At 72.2% G+C, this 16,900-nt stretch carries 19 protein-coding genes; 11 read left to right on the top strand and 8 right to left on the bottom strand.

Annotation, left to right across the window (positions count from 1 at the left end):
- Window positions 1–206 precede the first annotated feature (206 nt).
- Entirely contained in the window at window positions 207–1,547 is a 1,341-nt protein-coding gene (locus ACIQI8_RS09935; protein ID WP_402346883.1) for a hypothetical protein, read from the top strand.
- Window positions 1,548–1,563: 16 nt separating this feature from the next.
- Here the strand turns inward: ACIQI8_RS09935 and ACIQI8_RS09930 are convergent, their stop codons facing one another.
- Together ACIQI8_RS09930 and ACIQI8_RS09925 are read right to left on the bottom strand one after the other, a co-directional pair.
- Window positions 1,564–1,977, bottom strand: coding sequence for a VOC family protein (locus ACIQI8_RS09930; protein WP_402346881.1), 414 nt, complete (start codon window positions 1,975–1,977; stop codon window positions 1,564–1,566).
- A gap of 139 nt (window positions 1,978–2,116) precedes the next feature.
- Complete coding sequence (locus ACIQI8_RS09925) at window positions 2,117–3,007, bottom strand: neutral zinc metallopeptidase (RefSeq protein ID WP_402346879.1); 891 nt, start codon at window positions 3,005–3,007, stop codon at window positions 2,117–2,119.
- Window positions 3,008–3,352: 345 nt separating this feature from the next.
- On the opposite strand from ACIQI8_RS09925, the gene ACIQI8_RS09920 reads away from it, so the two are divergent.
- From ACIQI8_RS09920 to ACIQI8_RS09910, 3 genes are all read left to right on the top strand, one after another.
- Window positions 3,353–4,951, top strand: coding sequence for an ABC-F family ATP-binding cassette domain-containing protein (locus ACIQI8_RS09920; RefSeq protein ID WP_402346878.1), 1,599 nt, complete (start codon window positions 3,353–3,355; stop codon window positions 4,949–4,951).
- Window positions 4,952–5,313: 362 nt separating this feature from the next.
- Window positions 5,314–5,535, top strand: a complete 222-nt coding sequence (locus ACIQI8_RS09915; protein WP_018533414.1) for a helix-turn-helix domain-containing protein — start codon at window positions 5,314–5,316, stop codon at window positions 5,533–5,535.
- Between the two features lie 121 nt (window positions 5,536–5,656).
- Window positions 5,657–6,460: an enoyl-CoA hydratase/isomerase family protein gene (locus tag ACIQI8_RS09910; protein ID WP_402346875.1), complete on the top strand. Its 804-nt coding sequence runs from the start codon at window positions 5,657–5,659 to the stop codon at window positions 6,458–6,460.
- Between the two features lie 13 nt (window positions 6,461–6,473).
- On the opposite strand, the gene ACIQI8_RS09905 is transcribed toward ACIQI8_RS09910, so the two are convergent.
- A complete protein-coding gene (locus ACIQI8_RS09905; protein WP_402346874.1) occupies window positions 6,474–7,181 on the bottom strand; it encodes a nucleopolyhedrovirus P10 family protein in 708 nt (235 codons plus the stop codon).
- An 87-nt stretch (window positions 7,182–7,268) separates the two neighbouring features.
- On the opposite strand from ACIQI8_RS09905, the gene ACIQI8_RS09900 reads away from it, so the two are divergent.
- Genes ACIQI8_RS09900 through amaP form a run of 5 tightly spaced genes read left to right on the top strand, consistent with a single transcriptional unit; the run spans window position 7,269 to window position 9,624 of the window.
- Window positions 7,269–7,748 (top strand): Asp23/Gls24 family envelope stress response protein, encoded by a 480-nt coding sequence (locus tag ACIQI8_RS09900; RefSeq protein ID WP_402346872.1) that lies wholly within the window; start codon window positions 7,269–7,271, stop codon window positions 7,746–7,748.
- A 28-nt stretch (window positions 7,749–7,776) separates the two neighbouring features.
- A complete protein-coding gene (locus ACIQI8_RS09895; RefSeq protein WP_124002412.1) occupies window positions 7,777–7,962 on the top strand; it encodes a hypothetical protein in 186 nt (61 codons plus the stop codon).
- On the top strand, window positions 7,959–8,339 hold the full coding sequence (locus tag ACIQI8_RS09890) for an Asp23/Gls24 family envelope stress response protein (protein WP_402346869.1): 381 nt from the start codon (window positions 7,959–7,961) through the stop codon (window positions 8,337–8,339). Before ACIQI8_RS09895 ends, ACIQI8_RS09890 begins: the two co-directional genes overlap by 4 nt.
- Window positions 8,336–9,040: a DUF6286 domain-containing protein gene (locus tag ACIQI8_RS09885; protein WP_402346867.1), complete on the top strand. Its 705-nt coding sequence runs from the start codon at window positions 8,336–8,338 to the stop codon at window positions 9,038–9,040. The genes ACIQI8_RS09890 and ACIQI8_RS09885 overlap by 4 nt, the downstream gene beginning before the upstream one ends.
- The gene (gene amaP, locus ACIQI8_RS09880; RefSeq protein ID WP_402346865.1) at window positions 9,037–9,624 is read left to right on the top strand and encodes an alkaline shock response membrane anchor protein AmaP; all 588 of its coding nucleotides are present in this window, start codon (window positions 9,037–9,039) and stop codon (window positions 9,622–9,624) included. Before ACIQI8_RS09885 ends, amaP begins: the two co-directional genes overlap by 4 nt.
- Before the next feature lie 593 nt (window positions 9,625–10,217).
- Here amaP and ACIQI8_RS09875 read toward each other — a convergent pair.
- The 5 genes from ACIQI8_RS09875 to ACIQI8_RS09855 all read right to left on the bottom strand — a co-directional run bounded on the left by ACIQI8_RS09875 (window position 10,218) and on the right by ACIQI8_RS09855 (window position 15,015).
- Entirely contained in the window at window positions 10,218–10,973 is a 756-nt protein-coding gene (locus tag ACIQI8_RS09875) for an SDR family oxidoreductase (RefSeq protein ID WP_402346863.1), read from the bottom strand.
- A gap of 5 nt (window positions 10,974–10,978) precedes the next feature.
- Window positions 10,979–12,772, bottom strand: coding sequence for a glycoside hydrolase family 15 protein (locus tag ACIQI8_RS09870; RefSeq protein ID WP_402346861.1), 1,794 nt, complete (start codon window positions 12,770–12,772; stop codon window positions 10,979–10,981).
- Between the two features lie 70 nt (window positions 12,773–12,842).
- Window positions 12,843–13,634 carry an SURF1 family protein gene (locus ACIQI8_RS09865; RefSeq protein WP_402346859.1) on the bottom strand — a complete coding sequence of 264 codons (792 nt, stop codon included), beginning with the start codon at window positions 13,632–13,634 and terminating at the stop codon, window positions 12,843–12,845.
- Window positions 13,635–13,682: 48 nt separating this feature from the next.
- Complete coding sequence (locus ACIQI8_RS09860; protein ID WP_124002417.1) at window positions 13,683–13,916, bottom strand: hypothetical protein; 234 nt, start codon at window positions 13,914–13,916, stop codon at window positions 13,683–13,685.
- Between the two features lie 106 nt (window positions 13,917–14,022).
- A complete protein-coding gene (locus ACIQI8_RS09855) occupies window positions 14,023–15,015 on the bottom strand; it encodes a DEDDh family exonuclease (protein WP_402346857.1) in 993 nt (330 codons plus the stop codon).
- Window positions 15,016–15,209: 194 nt separating this feature from the next.
- Between ACIQI8_RS09855 and ACIQI8_RS09850 the strand changes: the two genes are divergently transcribed.
- Window positions 15,210–16,007 carry an acetoacetate decarboxylase family protein gene (locus tag ACIQI8_RS09850; RefSeq protein WP_402346855.1) on the top strand — a complete coding sequence of 266 codons (798 nt, stop codon included), beginning with the start codon at window positions 15,210–15,212 and terminating at the stop codon, window positions 16,005–16,007.
- Window positions 16,007–16,891, top strand: a complete 885-nt coding sequence (locus tag ACIQI8_RS09845; protein WP_402346853.1) for an SDR family NAD(P)-dependent oxidoreductase — start codon at window positions 16,007–16,009, stop codon at window positions 16,889–16,891. The genes ACIQI8_RS09850 and ACIQI8_RS09845 overlap by 1 nt, the downstream gene beginning before the upstream one ends.
- Window positions 16,892–16,900 lie beyond the last annotated feature (9 nt).

Genomic DNA, 16,900 nt, shown 5'->3' with positions numbered 1-16,900 from the left:
CGCCCGCGGTGACATTCCGTTTGGGTTTTCCGACCGTCAACCGGAAGACTGCACCCGTGACGTCCCGTATCCCGCGCGACTCCAGGCTTCGACTCGTCCGCCCCCGACCCCTGGCCGCCGCCCCCCGAGCTGTGAACCAGCGGCCCACGCGCCGCCCCGCGCCCCGCCCCCCGGAGGGCACACCGGCCCCCGCCGAGCTGGCCAGAATGGCTCGCTCAGGCCTGGCCGCCGCGGCCCGCCTGGCCCGCTGGGCCGACACCGCCCTCGGGCCGGGCAGCGACAGCGCCACAGCCGACGGCAAGGCCACGCTCTCCGAGTCCACCGCCGAACGCGCGGCCGAGGAACTGGGTCTGACCGTGCAACAGGTCCGCGCCGACTGGGACACCGCCCGTCTCGCCGGCCTCGTCGAGGTGCACGGCGACAGCGCGCGCCCCGGCTGGCGGCTACGCGCCTGGGACCGCGACGACAGCGCCGTACTGCGCGGCTGGGTCGCCCTCTTCGACGCCTGGTCGCTCGCCCACCCGGAGCCCCCGGAACACGAGCCCGCCGCCGTCGCCGAGGTCGTCTCGGCGATGCCCCAGGTGCTCTCCTTCCTCCAGCTCTCCGCCGGCCCCGTCCCCATGGAGCAGCTCCTCGACCTCCTGGAGCAGCGGGTCATCGAACTGCGTACGGAACGCTGCGAGGTCCCGTACGGACCGCAGCGGGAGCCGGTCGAGCAGCCGACGTCGACCGGCCTTGAGGATCCTGCGGATTCCGCGTCCCTGGCCGATCCCTCCGCGCTCGCCGACAGACCGGCCGGCGCCTCCACCGAGAGCCCGACCGACACCCCCCTCGCCCCCCTCCTCGACTGGGCCCTGCACGCGCTCGCTTCCGTCGGGGCGCTCACCTACGGGACCGGGCAGGCCACGCTCACGCCGCTCGGCAGCTGGGCGGTCTGGGTCAAGCTGGAGCAGATCTGCGTCGCCGCGCAGAGCCCCGCCGGCAACATCGAGGTCGCCGCCGAAGAGATGCTCCGCGGCTGTGCCCAGCTGCGCCCCAACGCGGCCCGCGCCGAGTACCGCGCCTGGCTCGCCGCCCGCCCCGTCGGCAGCGCCGTCACCGAGCTGCTCGGCGCCGCCCGCGGTGACGACGCCCTGCTGCGCGGCCTCGCCTTCGAGGCGATCCGGGTGGTCGGCGCCCCCGCCGAGCCCGACGTCCGCTCCGTGGCCGACGAGCCGACCCTGCGCCCCTACGCCCTGCTGTGGCTCGCCGAGCACGACGGCATCGACCCCGAGGACGCCCACGAGGTGCTCACCCGCGAAGAGGCCACCTGGCTGTGGGTCGACACCGCGGCCGCCGTCGCCGACCACGGCGAGGCACCGATGCTGGTGCGCCATCTGGAGTCCGCCGTACAGCCGACCGTCCCCATGCTCCTCGACGAGGTACGCGCCGTCGGCCACCCCCGCACCGTGCAGGTCCTGGTCGCGCTCGCCGCCGCCCACCCCGACCCGGCACTGGCCAAGGCGGTGCGCCGGGCCGCCTTCCAGGTCCACACCGGCGGCAATTAGAGCGGAGCGGGAGCGCTCAGGCCGGTATCTCCGGGGCGTACGTGCCGAAGCTCCAGATGTTGCCCTCGGCGTCCCGCGCCATGTAGTCCCGGGAGCCGTAGTCCTGGTCCGTCGGGGGCATCAGGATCTCCACCCCGTGGTCCGCGGCCCGCTGGTGGTGTGCGTCGACGTCGTCCACGACGATGTACACCCCGCACGGGCCCGCGTCCTTCATCGCCGCGTCGAAGACACCTCCGCGGCCCTTGGAGCTGACCATCACCACGCCGTTGCCCTGCACCAACTCGCCGTGCAGCACCATGCCGTCCTCACCCTCGTACACCGACAGCTCGGTGAAGCCGAGGGCCTGCGTGAGCTGCCTGATCGCCGCCTTCGCGTCGGCGTACAACAGCGTCGGGTACATGCTCGGACGTCCGCCGCTCGTGCCTGCCATGCCGATCACCCCTTCGTGGCCGGCGCCGGAAGCACCCGCCACGACCAAGTCTTGCAGTGAGCACTGACAACGACCTCGAGAAGGAGAAAACCGGCAAAAGGGAGACCGTTCACGCGGTGGATCGTGGGAGCACTCCGGCTCAGCGGAACGTGTTGCACTGAGCCATGTCCCCGCTCCGGTACCCCTGGTCGAACCACTGCTGCCGCTGCCGCGCCGACCCGTGCGTCCACGTCTCCGGCGTCACCCGCCCCTGGAACCGCTCCTGGATCCGGTCGTCGCCCACGGCCGCCGCCGCGTCCAGCCCGTCCCGGATGTCGGCGTCGGTGAGGCTGGTGATCAGCGGACGGCCGGTCGACTCGTCCTTGGTCGTGGTCGCGTGGTGCGCCCACACCCCGGCGTAGCAGTCGGCCTGCAGCTCCACCTTCACCGCGTTGCTGTCCGCGCCCGTCCGCCCGTCCTGCGACCGGCTCAGCGTGCTCATCAGGTCCTGGACGTGGTGCCCGTACTCGTGCGCGACCACGTAGGCCTGCGCGAAGGCTCCGCCGCTCGCGCCGAACTTCGACCGCAGCTCGTCGAAGAACCCCAGGTCCAGATAGACCTTGCGGTCGCCGGGGCAGTAGAACGGCCCGACCGCGCTGGTCGCCGTTCCGCACGCGGTCCCGACCCGCTGACTGAAGAAGACGGTGGGTGACCGCGTGTACCTCGCGCTGCGCCGCGCGAACTCCTGGTCCCAGAAGTCCTGGACGCTGTTGACGACCGCCACCATCCGGCAGTCGTCCTTGGTGTTGGCGTCCTGCCCGGTGCGGCAGGTCTGCTGGACCTGCGCGAGCGAGGAGGCCGTCGCCGCGGGCTGGTCGGAACCGGAGGAGAGCCCGAGGTTGTCGGGACCGACCCCGAAGAAGAGCCCGAGGAGCAGCGCGATCAGCCCGGCGAGCCCGCCGCCCACGGTCGCCCGGCCGCCCGGGATCCGGCTGCCACGCACGTCCTGCACCTCGGAGGTGTCCAGCCGGGCGTCGTCGTCGAACTGCACGGGGCATCACCCTCTGCCTACGTCGTCCCCCTGCCGCCATCCTCGCCCGCCCCCTCGGCACCGGCGCCGGACCGGCGGCCGAACGGGGGACGCGTCCGGCGGGCCGGGAGGTGTCCGGTCGGCACGCCTGATGCGTGCCGTACGTCACGCGCGCGTACCGCTCGGCGCCGACACCCTGGGCGGATGCCGACGGGTCGCCGGGGAAGCGGCCCGAACACCCGCACGCAGAAAAAGCGCTTGCACGGCCCCGTTAGACTTGTCTCATGGCCATTCTCCTCGCGCATTAGACGGCGGGAACGTCCTCAGCCGTCCACCGTCATCCTCTTCCCGCCCTGGAGTCTGTCCGTGATCTCCGCCTCCGGTATCGAGCTGCGAGCCGGTGCCCGCGTCCTCATCGAGTCCGCCACCTTCCGTATCGCCAAGGGCGACCGCATCGGTCTGGTCGGGCGCAACGGCGCCGGCAAGACCACGCTGACCAAGGTCCTGGCCGGCGAGGGCACCCCCGCCGGAGGCACCGTCACCCGCTCCGGCGAGGTCGGCTACCTCCCCCAGGACCCCCGCACGGGCGACCTCGACGTGCTCGCCCGCGACCGCATCCTCTCCGCCCGTGGCCTGGACACCCTGATCCGCAAGATGCGGGAGAACGAACAGCGCATCGCCAACGGCAGCGGCGCCACCCGCGAGAAGGCCCTGCGCCAGTACGAGCGCCAGGAGACGGAGTTCCTCACCAAGGGCGGCTACTCCGCCGAGGCCGAGGCCGCCACCATCGCCGCCGCGCTGAACCTCCCGGACCGCGTGCTCGGCCAGCCGCTCCATACGCTCTCCGGTGGTCAGCGCCGTCGTATCGAACTGGCCCGCATCCTGTTCTCCGACGCGGACACCCTGCTGCTCGACGAGCCCACGAACCACCTCGACGCCGACTCCATCGTCTGGCTGCGCGACTACCTGAAGACGTACCGCGGCGGCTTCATCGTGATCTCCCACGACGTCGACCTGGTCGAGACGGTCGTCAACAAGGTGTTCTACCTGGACGCCAACCGCGCCCAGATCGACGTCTACAACATGGGCTGGCGGCTCTACCAGCAGCAGCGCGAGGCCGACGAGAAGCGCCGCAAGCGCGAGCGGCAGAACGCCGAGAAGAAGGCCGCCGCACTGCATTCGCAGGCCGACAAGATGCGCGCCAAGGCCACCAAGACGGTCGCCGCGCAGAACATGGCCAAGCGCGCCGACCGGCTGCTGTCCGGCCTGGAGGCGGTCCGCGTCTCCGACAAGGTCGCCAAGCTGCGCTTCCCGGAGCCCGCGCCCTGCGGCAAGACGCCGCTCATGGCCGAGGGCCTGTCGAAGTCGTACGGCTCGCTGGAGATCTTCACCGACGTCGACCTGGCCATCGACAAGGGCTCCCGCGTCGTCATCCTGGGGCTGAACGGCGCCGGCAAGACGACCCTCCTGCGCCTCCTCGGCGGCGCCGAGAAGCCCGACACCGGCGAGGTCATCGAGGGCCACGGCCTCAAGCTCGGCTACTACGCGCAGGAGCACGAGACCCTCGACCCCGAGCGCACGGTCCTGGAGAACATGCGCTCCGCCGCCCCCGACCTGGACCTGGTCGAGGTCCGCAAGACCCTCGGCTCGTTCCTGTTCTCCGGCGACGACGTCGACAAGCCCGCCGGTGTCCTGTCCGGCGGTGAGAAGACCCGGCTCGCGCTCGCCACCCTGGTGGTGTCGTCCGCGAACGTCCTGCTCCTGGACGAGCCGACGAACAACCTCGACCCCGCCTCCCGCGAGGAGATCCTCGGCGCGCTGCGCACTTACAAGGGCGCCGTCGTCCTCGTCACCCACGACGAGGGCGCGGTCGAGGCGCTGCAGCCGGAGCGGATCATCCTGCTGCCGGACGGTGTCGAGGACCTGTGGGGTGCCGATTACGCGGACCTGGTCGCCCTGGCCTGATCGAAGCGGCGTGATCGAACCGGCTTCCCGGAGGCGTGATCCACTGCGTATGGATCATTCGGCCGATCGGTGATCCACCATCTGTGTGAGATCTCCTCGTACCGAAGTGTGTCCTACATCGATTTTCCGGCCGAGTCCTTTATCGACAAGGGCTCGGCCGTCGCACGTCCCTGACCTGGCACTTCGCGAAATAACCCGTTCGGCGGAACGAACGGCTCTGTGTGGAATCACAGATTCCCCTTGTGTGGACGTACTCCTGTCGTCAAAACCCTGTCTCACGGACCTTGCCGAATGGGTGGCCATGAAGCCCGGGAGGGGTGATCATGAGGAGACCAGAGCGCACTTCCCATGAGGAGGCACGGGTGGCCGAGACTCTGAAGAAGGGCAGCCGGGTAACCGGCGCCGCGCGCGACAAGCTCGCGGCAGACCTGAAGAAGAAGTACGACTCCGGTGCGAGCATTCGGGCGCTGGCCGAAGAGACCGGCCGCTCGTATGGCTTCGTGCACCGGATGCTCAGTGAGTCGGGAGTCACGCTTCGTGGGCGTGGCGGAGCGACACGAGGCAAAAAAGCCGCCGCGTCCTGACTCCCGGCGGTTCATCGCTTCGATGGTGGCCACCCGGTCGGTCAGCCGACCGACCGGGTGGTTACTGTGCAGTCACTTAGCTAGTAGTTTGCTCTGCTGACCGCACTCATCGGAGGCACCCATGGCTTCGCCCGCCCAGGACCTCGGTCCGGTACTCGACAAGGACGGCGTACGGCTCACCGTCGACGACGCGATCGCCACGGTGACGCTGACCAACCCGGCCAAGCGCAACGCGCAGAGCCCCGCCCTGTGGCGGACGCTCGCCGAGGCCGGGCGGCAACTGCCGGGGTCCGTCCGGGTCGTCGTGCTGCGCGCCGAGGGCCGCTCCTTCTCCGCCGGCCTCGACCGGCAGATGTTCACGCCCGAAGGCATCGAGGGCGAACCGACGTTCGTCGACCTCGCGCGCAGCGCCGACAGCGAACTCGACGCGAGCATCGCCGAGTTCCAGGAGGGCTTCACCTGGTGGCGGCGGAGCGACATCATCTCCATCGCCGCCGTGCAGGGACATGCCATCGGCGCGGGCTTCCAGCTCGCCCTCGCCTGTGACCTGCGCGTCGTCGCGGACGACGTGCAGTTCGCCATGCGCGAGACCGGCCTCGGCCTGGTGCCGGACCTGACCGGCACACACCCCCTGCTCAGCCTCGTCGGCTACGCCCGCGCGCTGGAGATCTGCGTGACCGGACGGGCCGTACTGGCCGAGGAGTCCGTCAGCATCGGGCTCGCCAACGTCGCCGTGCCCGGCGACCAGCTCGACGCCACCGTCAAGGACCTGGCGTCCGCTCTCCTGGCCGCACCCCGCGACGCCGTCATCGAGACCAAGGCGCTGCTGCGCGGAGCGCACGGCCGGTCCTACGACGACCAGCGCGCCGCCGAACGGGCCGCGCAGGCACGCCGACTGCGGGACCTCGCCGGCCTCGGCGAGTAACCGCGGACGAGGCTCAGGCCGCCGTCACCAGGACCGCCACCGTCGGGTGACCGGGCAGCGCCCCCGCCACCGCCGCACGGACCTCCAGGGCCACCTCCAGCGCCCGGCGGTCCGTGCGCACGGCGATCTCCACGCGCACGTGGCGGTGCGCGGGCGCCCCTTCCTCCCGCCGTTCCTCGATGTGCACCGCCCGGCCCAGGCCCCGGGTCAGGCGGACCACGCCCGCGACGGCCAGGGCGGCCGCGGCCACGCGCTCCTCGTCCGCGCCCGAGGGTTCCGGCGCCGCCGGTACGGCCGGCTCAGGCGCCGGCGCGGGCTCCGGCTCCTCGTCCAGCAAGGCTGTGACCCGCAGATCCACCTCCACGACCGTCAGACCGAGCCGCTCGGTCGCCGCGGTCGCCAGCGCCTCCCGCAGCCGGTCCGCCGCCGACGGCAGCGCCTGGGCCGCCGTGGCCGCGAACTCCGCCGTCACCCGCAGCGGACCGGGCGGCAGCGCGCTCGGGGGCGCCGGTACGGCACTGTCGTACGCCTCCGCCGGATCGGCGAGCGCGATCCGCAACCCTTCCAGCCGTACCCCGCGCAGGCCGCCGGCGGCGCGTCGCAGTACCGCCCCGGCCGCCTCCTCCGTGATCCACGCGCCGTCGCGCGGGCCGCCCAGGGGCAGCAGCCTGCCGAGCCCGAGCCGATGCCGTACCGCCTGCGCCCACTGATCCGCCGTCATTGCCCCAGCCTGCCGCATCCCCGGGGCGCGGTGGCGCAACCCCACATACGGTGGTTCAAGGACGATGACCGGAAGGGACGTACGGCCATGACCGACATGACGGAGCCGGCCCGGGTGCAGGCCGGGGAGAACTCGGGGCAGGTGCAGACCCGCAAGCCCACCAGGCGCGGTGGCGGCGATCCGGGGTCGCGGGGGCGGACGACCATCGCCGACGGCGTGGTGGAGAAGATCGCCGGGCTCGCCGCCCGGGACGTCCTGGGCGTCCACGCGATGGGCAGCGGGCTCAGCCGGACCTTCGGGGCGGTGCGCGACCGGGTGCCCGGTGGGTCCAAATCGGTGAGCCGCGGAGTGAAGGCCGAGGTCGGCGAGGTGCAGACCGCGCTCGACCTGGAGATCGTCGTCGAGTACGGCGTGTCGATCGCGGATGTCGCACGGGCCGTACGGGAGAACGTGGTCGCCGCGGTGGAGCGGATGACCGGCCTCGAGGTCGTCGAGGTCAACATCGCCGTGAGCGATGTGAAGTTGCCGGACGAAGAGGACGACGAGCCGGAACCCCGGATCCAGTGACGGGGGCGGACGAGCGGAGGAGAACACCATGAGCATGGCCGTGGTGGGCATGATCGCCGGGATGGCACTGGGCTTCGCCGGGTACTTCGGCGGATTCGGGGCCTTCCTCCTGGTGGCCGCCCTGGGCGCGATCGGATTCGTCGTCGGCCGGTTCCTGGAGGGGGACCTGGAGATCGGGGACTTCTTCCGCACGCGTGACGACCGGCGGCGGTGACGTCCATGGGCGCGGGGACCGAGTCCGTCGGCGGCGGACGGGCGGCCGTCCCGCCCGGTGAGCGTGGGGCGACCCGGATCGCCGACCGGGTGGTCTCGAAGATCGCCGCCCAGGCGGCCCGCGAGGCCATCGGCCCGCTGCCGCCCGACGCCGTGTCCCCGCACGCCACCGTCGTGGTCCGGCAGAACGTCGCCCACGTACGCGTGCACGTCGAACTCGACTATCCGAGCGACATCGGGACCCGATGCGCGGATGTGCGTCACAACGTGGTCGAGCGGGTAGTCGCGTTGGTGGACATGGAGGTGCCCGAGGTCGCCGTGCACGTGGAACGGCTGCATCCGACACCCCACGGCGTGGGACAGGGGAGGACGCGATGAGCGAGCCTCAAGGCTCCGAGAGCGAAGGAACCACACAGCGACTGCCGGTGATCGAGAAGGCACCCGGCACCGACGGCGACGGTTCGGCGGCCGAACACTGGCCACCACCCCTGCCCGCCGGCGAGGACACGGGCAAGGAGGTCGACGGCAAGGGCGGTGGACAGGGCCGCTTCTGGTCGGCGCGGCGCGTCCCCGCGACCGTCGTCGCCCTGCTCCTCCTCGCCGCGACCGGCCTCTTCCTCTACGACATCGCGGCCGTACGCGCGAACCGGCCCGCCATGCACTGGCGCCGGGAACTCGCCCGACAGCTCGCCGAACGCCCCCTGGACGACACCGCGGTGCTCGTCGGCGCCGGCGTCGCCGCGGCCCTCGGCCTCTGGCTGATTGTCCTCGCCACCACTCCCGGCCTGCGCGCGGTGCTGCCGATGCGTCGGGTGCACACCGACGTGAGCGCCGGACTGCACCGCAATGCCGCCGCCCTGGTCCTGCGCGACCGCGCCATGGAGGTCGCCGGCGTCCAGTCGGCACGCGTGCGTGTACGCCGCCACCGCGCGGACGTCTACGCCGTCTCCCACTTCCGCGAACTGGACGACGTGCACGACGACCTGGACACCGCCCTAGACGAGGCGGTCAAGGGTCTGGGGCTGGCCCGTACGCCGCTTCTGTCGGTGCACGTACGGCGCCCCGGAAAGAAGGGATGACCGCGATGCTCAGGATCGTCAACCGCGTACTCCTCGGCCTGGTCGGTCTGGTGCTGGTCGTCGGCGGCGGCTCCGTGCTCGCCGTCGGACTGGGCGTGAAGCCGCCGTCCTGGTGGATCCACGACGGCCGGCACGACGTCCTGCTCAGCGACGCCGACCGCACCCGTTGGCGGGACTCCGGCTGGTGGTGGCCGACCGTCATCGCCGTGCTCGCCGTCGTCGTCCTGCTCGCCCTGTGGTGGATCAGCGCCAACCTGCGCCGCCACCGGCTCGCCGAGGTCCTCGTCGACACCGGCGACGGCGAGGGCGCGCTGCTGCGGGGCCGGGCCCTGGAGGGCGTGCTCGCGAGCGACGCGGGCGCCCCGGACGGCGTGGCACACGCCCACGTCCACCTCACCGGCACCCGGACGGCGCCGCAGGCCCGCGTACAGCTCCTGCTGGAGCCGCACGTGGACCCGGCCACCGCCCTCCACCACCTCACGGACGAGGCCTTGTCCCACGCCCGCAACTCGGCAGGGCTGGAGAAGCTGCCGGCCGAGGTCCGCCTCAGCGCGGTCAAGCACCGGGCGGAACGGGTCAGTTGAGGCAGCCGGGTCAGCCGGCCACGCCGCCGGCGACCGAGCGCCGCCTACACCACCGGAGCCCGAGCACCGGCCCGCGCCTCCGCACCACCTTCACGCGGACTCGCAGGATGTGCGGCACTCGGAAGCGGTGCGGCGGGGCCGGGACCCAGTCCGGCGGCAGCGTGAGGCAGCGGGAGTTGCCCACACCCCTGGCGACCGTGCACCGACCCACGGCCCTGGAGCCGGCCCGCGCCCCCGCACTAGCCTCACGTGGACGCGCTGGGCAGGCGCGCGGGACTCAGAAGCCGTGCCGCGGGGCGGGATCCAGTCCAGCGCCAGCGTGAGGCGGCGGGAGTTGCCCGCACCCCTGGCAACCGTGCACCGACCCACGCCCCTGCAGCCGGCCCACGCCCCCGCACCAGCCTCACGTGGACGCGCAGGGCAGGCGCGCGGGACTCAGAAGCCGTGCCGCGGGGCGTGATCCAGTCCGGCGGCAGCGTGAAGCGGCGGGCGCTGCCCCCACCCCTGGCAACCGTGCACCGACCCACGCCCCTGCAGCCGACCCGCGCCCCCGCACCAGCCTCACGCGGACGCGCAAGGCGGGCGCGTGGGACTCAGAAGCCGTGTCGCATGCCTCCGTCCACCGGCAGCATGACCCCGGTCAGATAGGAAGCGGCCGGCGACAGGAAGAACGCGGCGGCCCGCCCGAACTCCTCCGGCCGCCCGTACCGGCGCAGCGGGATCCGTGACTCGTTGGCGGCCCGGGTCGCCGCCGGGTCCGCCGACAGCCCGTCCAGCTCGCGCACGCGGTCCGTGTCGATACGGGCCGGCAGCAGCCCCACGACCCGGATGCCCCGCGGCCCCAGCTCGTCCGCGAGCGACTTCGCGAAACCGGCGAGGCCGGGCCGCAGCGCGTTGGAGATCGTCAGCCCCGGAATCGGCTCGTGCACCGACGTGGACAGCACAAACCCGATGACACCGCCCTCCGGCAGCTGCGCGGCGGCGGCCCGGGCCAGCCGGACCGCGCCCAGGAACACCGACTCGAGCGCCGTCTGCCACTGCTCGTCCGTGGTGTCGGCGACGAACCCGGCCGGCGGCCCGCCCACGCTGATGAGGACCCCGTCGAACCGGCCGAACCGCTCCCGCGCGAACGCGATCAGGCGCTCGGCCGCGTCCGGCTCCGAGTTGTCGACGCCGATACCGGCCGCGTCGGGCCCCAGTTCGGCCGCCGCGTCGACGGCCCGCTTCTCGTCCCGCCCGGTGACGACCACCTTCGCCCCGTCCGCGACGAGCTCGCGCGCGGTGGCGTTGCCGAGGCCGCGGGTGGCCCCGGTGACGACGTACACCCGGTCCTTCAGTCCAAGATCCATGGCCCCTATCCTGCCTCCTCCGCTTCGCTCCCGAACAGGGAGATGGCGGTGCTCACCAGACCGATGTGGCTGAAGGCCTGCGGGAAGTTGCCGAGCAGGCGGCCGGAGGCGGGGTCGTACTCCTCGGCCAGCAGTCCCACGTCGTTGGCGAGTCCCACCAGCCGTTCGAACAGCTCCCGCGCCTCCTTCGTACGGCCCGTCAGATGCAGCGCGTCCGCGAGCCAGAACGAGCACACCAGGAAGGTGCCCTCGCCGCCCGGCAGGCCGTCGACCGGCGACTCCTCCGCGCTGTAGCGGCGCATGAACCCGTCGTGGCCCAGTTCGTCGCGCACCGCGTCCACGGTGCCGATCACACGCGGGTCGTCGGGCGGCAGGAATCCGACGCGGGGGATGAGCAGGAGCGAGGCGTCGAGTTCGGCCGAGCCGTAGGACTGGGTGAACGTGTTCCGTGCGGGGTCGTAGCCCTTCTCGCACACCTCGCGGTGGACCTCGTCCCGCATCGCGCGCCAGCCGTCCAGGTCACCGGGGAGCTCGGGATTCTCCTCCAGCGTGCGCACGGCCCGGTCGGCGGCCACCCACACCATCACCTTGGAGTGCACGAAGTGGCGCCGGCCGCCGCGCACCTCCCACAGCCCCTCGTCGGGCTGGCGCCACGCGGTCTCCAGGAACTCCATCAGGGTGCGCTGGAGCGCCCACATGTGCGACTTGGTGGTCAGACCCGCGTGCCGGGCCAGCCACAGCGAGTCCATCACCTCGCCGTACACGTCCAGTTGGAGCTGGTCGACCGCCTCGTTGCCGATGCGTACGGGCGCCGAGCCGCCGAACCCGGACAGCCAGGGCAGTTCGAACTCGGGCAGCCGGCGCTCGCCCGCCAGCCCGTACATGATCTGCAGGTCCGCCGGGTCGCCCGCGACCGCGCGCAGCAGCCACTTGCGCCAGGCCTCGGCCTCCTCCTGGTAGCCGGCCGACAGCAGCGCGCCCAGGGTGAGCGTGGAGTCGCGCAGCCAGCAGAAGCGGTAGTCCCAGTTGCGGACCCCGCCCAGCTCCTCGGGCAGGGAGGTGGTCGGGGCCGCCACGATGCCACCGGTCGGCCGGTACGTCAGGGCCTTGAGGGTGATCAGGGAGCGCAGCACGATGTCCCGGTGCGGCCCCTCGTAGCGGCAGCGGTCGGCCCACGCCTGCCAGTCGGCGACGCTGACGCGCAGCGCCTCGTAGGGGTCGATCAGGTCCGGGCGGCGCTCGTGCGAGGGGTGCCAGGTGAGGACGAACGCGACCTGCTCGCCCGCCTCGACGGTGAACTCCGACACGGTGCTGAAGTCCTCGCCCCAGGTCCGCACCGGCGGTTCGCTGCGCAGCCACGCCGAGTCCGGCCCCGCGACGGCCACCCGGTGGCCGTGCACCTTGCGCACCCACGGTATGACCGAGCCGTAGTCGAAGCGCAGCCGCAAGCTGCTGCGCATGGTCACGCGCCCGCTGACGCCCTCGACGATGCGTACGAGGTCGGGGGCGCGGTCGCGCTGCGGCATCAGGTCGGTGACCCGGACCGTCCCCTCGTCGGTCTCCCACTCGGTGTCCAGGACGAGCGTCCCCGGCCGGTAGGCGCGCCGGGTGCAGGCGCCGTCGGCGTCCTTGGGGGCGACGCGCCAGTGGCCGTTGTCCTCGTCGCCGAGCAGTCTGGCGAAACAGGCGGCCGAGTCGAAGCGGGGCAGACACAGCCAGTCGACCGAACCGTCCCTGCCGATGAGGGCGGCGGTCTGCTCGTCGCCGATGAGCGCGTAATCCTCGATACGGGGGTGCACGGGGTGCGGGTTCCCGGCCGGAGGGCCCGGCAATCAAGGTGGAGGGCCGGGGGAGTGACGGGTTGTGCGGCTACACCGCGGCGGGCTCGGCCTCCGGCGCGTTCTCCTTTGCGGCGGCCTCCGCGCGGTCGCGGACCTCGCGGCGGACGAGGAACCACCAGCCGACCGGGACGGCCGCGGCGAACAGCCACCACTGGATCATGTACGCGTAGTTCAGCGGGGCGTCCTCGCTGCCCGGGTTCGAGATCTGCTCCGGGCTGCCGCCCTTGGGCTCGGGGCCGGTCTGCTGGATGTAGCCGCCGAGCACCACCTTGCCGAGTCGGCGGGCCTGGTCCTCGCTGTTGATCAGCATGATCTGGCGGTCCGGCAGACCCTTGAGGTCCTTGATGCCGCTGGCCGCGGTCGTCTCGTCGGCCATCAGCCGCCCCTTGATGGTGACGTGGCCCTCGGGGGGCGCGGGCACCTTGGGGTAGGCGGTCTGGATTCCGTTCGCGGGGATCCAGCCGCGGTTGACCAGCAGCACCTTGCCGTCGTCGAGGACGAACGGCGTGAGGACGTGGAAGCCGACCTCGTCGTCGGAGTTGGTGCGCCGCCGCACGACGACCTCGTCCGCGGTGTCGAAGGTGCCGGTCGCGGTGACGGTGCGGTACTTCTCGCCGCGGGTCACCGCGTGGCCGGCGGTGGTCACCCGCTCCACGGGGACCGGGTCGGCGTGCAGGGCGTGGGAGACGAGGTCGTTGCGGGCGGTGCGCATCTCGTAGCGGTGCATCTGCCAGATGCCCAGCCTGATCATCGTGGGGATCAGGAGCAGGGCGATCAGGGTGAGGATCACCCACTGCCGGGTCATCAGGAAGCGGTACACCCCACGACCGTACAACTCGGGCCGCGGGGTGTTTTCGCAGGGGTGTGGTCAGACCTTGTCGACGATGCCGGCCCTCCCCTCGGCGCGGGCGCAGTGGCCGCCGCAGTACCAGTGGCCCTCGACCTCGACGCCCTGCCCGATGATCTGCACCCGACAGTGCTCGCAGATCGGCGCCATGCGATGGATCGCACAGGAGAAGCAGTCGAAGACGTGGACCGCGCCCTGCGCGTGCACCTCGAAGGACATGCCGTAGTCGTTGCCGCACACTTCACATCTCGCCATGCGCCACAGGGTGGGCCGTCACCGCCGTGCGGGCGAGCGGGCGGCGGGCGCGTCGCACGGCAATCACCCGTCCGTACGTCGTACGGCGATCACCCGTCCGTACGGCTCACCCGTCGGCGTCCTCGACGTCCCGCAGCAGCTGCCCGAACGCCGCCTCGTCGACGACCGGCGTGCCGAACTGGCGGGCCTTGACCACCTTCGAGGTGCCCGAGTCAGGGTCGTTGGTGACGAGCAGACTGGTCAGTCGGGACAGGCTCGTGGCGACGTGCAGCCCCGCCTCGACCGCGCGGTCCTCCAGCAGGTCGCGCTCGATCGAGGTGTCCCCGGAGAACGCCACCCGCATGCCCTGCTTGAGCGGCTTGCCGTCCTCGTAGCGACCGGGATTGGGATACGGGCACGCCGGCCGCCTGCGTGCGGGGCGCCAACTCGTCGGCCGGTAGCTGCCGTACCCGCCGCCCGCCTGCTGCCCGATGTGCGGCACGGGCCGGTCCGTCCACTCGGTCAGCGGCCGGCACTCGTGCAACGGCAGCGGTACGCCCTCCGCCGCCGCGGCCAGCAGGCTCGGCCGGAACGCCTCCGCGAGCACGCGCGCGTCGTCCAGCGCGTGGTGCGCGCGCCGCTGCACGACGCCGAAGTGCGCGGCCAGGGTCGCCAGCTTGTGGTTGGGCAGCGGCAGCCGCAGCTCCTTGGAGAGCACGATCGTGCACAGCCGCTGCCGCACCGGCGCCTCGCGCCGGGCACGCGCGTACTCCCGGGCGATCATCTGCCAGTCGAAGACCGCGTTGTGCGCGACGAGCACCCGCCCCTCCAGACGGGTCGAGAACTCCTCGGCGATGTCCTCGAAGAGGGGCGCGCCCTCCAGTACGTCACTCGTCAGACCGTGGATCCACACCGGGCCCGGATCGCGCTCCGGATTGACCAGCGTGTACCAGTGGTCCTCGACCTCGCCGCGCGCGTCCAGGCGGTAGACGGCCGCGGAGATTATCCGGTCGTCCCGGGCCAGGCCCGTGGTCTCCACGTCGACGACCGCGTAGCCCTGGGGATACGCGGACGGCCACGAAGTGGGGGAGGACACTGCGGTCGTCTGGTCATCGAGCATGGTCCCTGAGGATACGGGCCGCTACTGACACTCCCGTCCGGCCCCCTGTCCGTCAGCTCCCGTACCGGGCCCACGTGTTCGAGCACGACCGGGGCCCCGAACGCGTGCGCCCACGGCTATGGACCTTTTCGCCGCCCGGTGCAAGCGTGCTGCCCGCCCGGCGTGTGACGGTCGACGGAAGGGCGGTACGGCGGATGGCACGCGTACGGTACGGCGCACGGACCGAGGCGGAGATCGCCGCCGCGCGGACGGCGAGCGCGAAACTCCCCGACATCTGGTCCACCGGAGTGGTGGCCCTGTGGGAGAGCGACCCGGACGCGGTCGCCGCGGTGCTGCCACCACCGCTGAAGCCCACCGGACAGCCGCTGGTCCGGGTGAACATCAGCAAGGTCCAGCTGCCCGGATACCCGCTGGGCGCGGGCTCGTTCGCGGTCGCGGCGGCCCACGACGGCGTCGAGGGCTGGTACCCGCTCGTCATGCCGATGACCCACGAGCGGGCCCTCACCGGTGGCCGTGAGGTCTTCGGCGAGCCCAAGAAGCTCGGCGAGGTCGTCGTCGAACGTGAGGGCCTCGTGGTGCGCGCCACGTTGGCCCGGCACGGCATCGCCTTCGTGGAGGTGCGCGGCGCGGTCACCGGGCGGCTGCCCCTGCCGGAGCCCAGCCGGAAGACCGACTTCTACTTCAAGTTCCTTCCCGCGGTGGACGGTTCGGGCTTCGACACCGAGCCGGTGCTGGTGCACTGCGTGCGCCACGAGAAGGTGCGCAGACTGGAGCGGGTCACCGGGGACGTCGTCCTGCGCGAGTCGATGTACGACCCGGTGGCCGACCTCCCCGTGCGCCGCCTCGTCGAGATCACCCTCGGCGAGAAGACCAGCGACCAGCGCGGCAAGGTCGTCGAACGGGTCGACGCGCAGGCCCTGTTGCCGTATGTCCACCAGCGCTACGACGACCCGCGCCAGATCCTGGACGGGCCGCCCGAGGGGAGCGTCTAGTGGAGCTGCGGACGGGACAGGTCGCCGTCGTCACCGGGGCGGCGAGCGGGATCGGGCTGGCGATGGCGCGGCGGTTCGCCGCCGACGGGCTCAAGGTGGTCCTCGCCGACGTCGAACAGGGCGCCCTCGACAAGGCGGCGGCTCTCCTGCGGGACGAGGGCGCCGAGGTGCACGCACGCGTGGTGGACGTCAGTGAGCGCCAACAGGTGCTGGATCTGGCCGAGTCGGCGTACGAGACGTACGGCGCCGTCCATGTGCTGTGCAACAACGCCGGCGTCGGCTCGGGGGCCGAGGGCCGGATGTGGGAACACGAACCGAACGACTGGCAGTGGGCCTTCGCCGTCAATGTGTGGGGCGTCTTCCACGGCGTCCAGGCGTTCGTGCCCAGGATGATCAAGTCGGGTCAACCCGGTCATGTCGTCAACACGTCCTCCGGCGACGGCGGCATCGCCCCACTCCCCACCGCCTCCGTGTACGCCGTCACCAAGGCGGCCGTCGTGACGCTGACCGAGTCCCTGTACGCCCATCTCAAGGCGGAGCACGCACGCGTGGGCGCCTCCGTCCTCTTCCCGGGACCGCACATGCTGCGCACCGGCCTGTGGGAGTCGCACCGCAACCGGCCCGCCCGGTACGCCAAGGAACGCCCCCGCAGGACCCCGTACCGCAGCCTCGACCAGTGGGAGGCGGCGATGCGGGCGGCCGGCCGGGAGGTCGAGTTCACGCCGGTCGAGGAGGTCGCCGAGCTCGTCGTCGACGGCATCCGCGCGGACCGGTTCTGGCTGCTGCCCGAGAGCGAGCGCAGCGACGCGCAGATCCGGGCCCGGGCGCAGTCGATGCTCGACCGCGCGAATCCGTCGTACCTCGAAAGCTTCATCCTGGACTGAGGGGGCTGT

The sequence above is a fragment of the Streptomyces sp. NPDC092369 genome (assembly GCF_044755245.1).
In the GTDB taxonomy this organism is placed as follows: domain Bacteria; phylum Actinomycetota; class Actinomycetes; order Streptomycetales; family Streptomycetaceae; genus Streptomyces.
The sequence above is the reverse complement of the archived record's forward strand: the minus strand, read 5'-3'. Positions and strand labels throughout refer to the sequence as shown.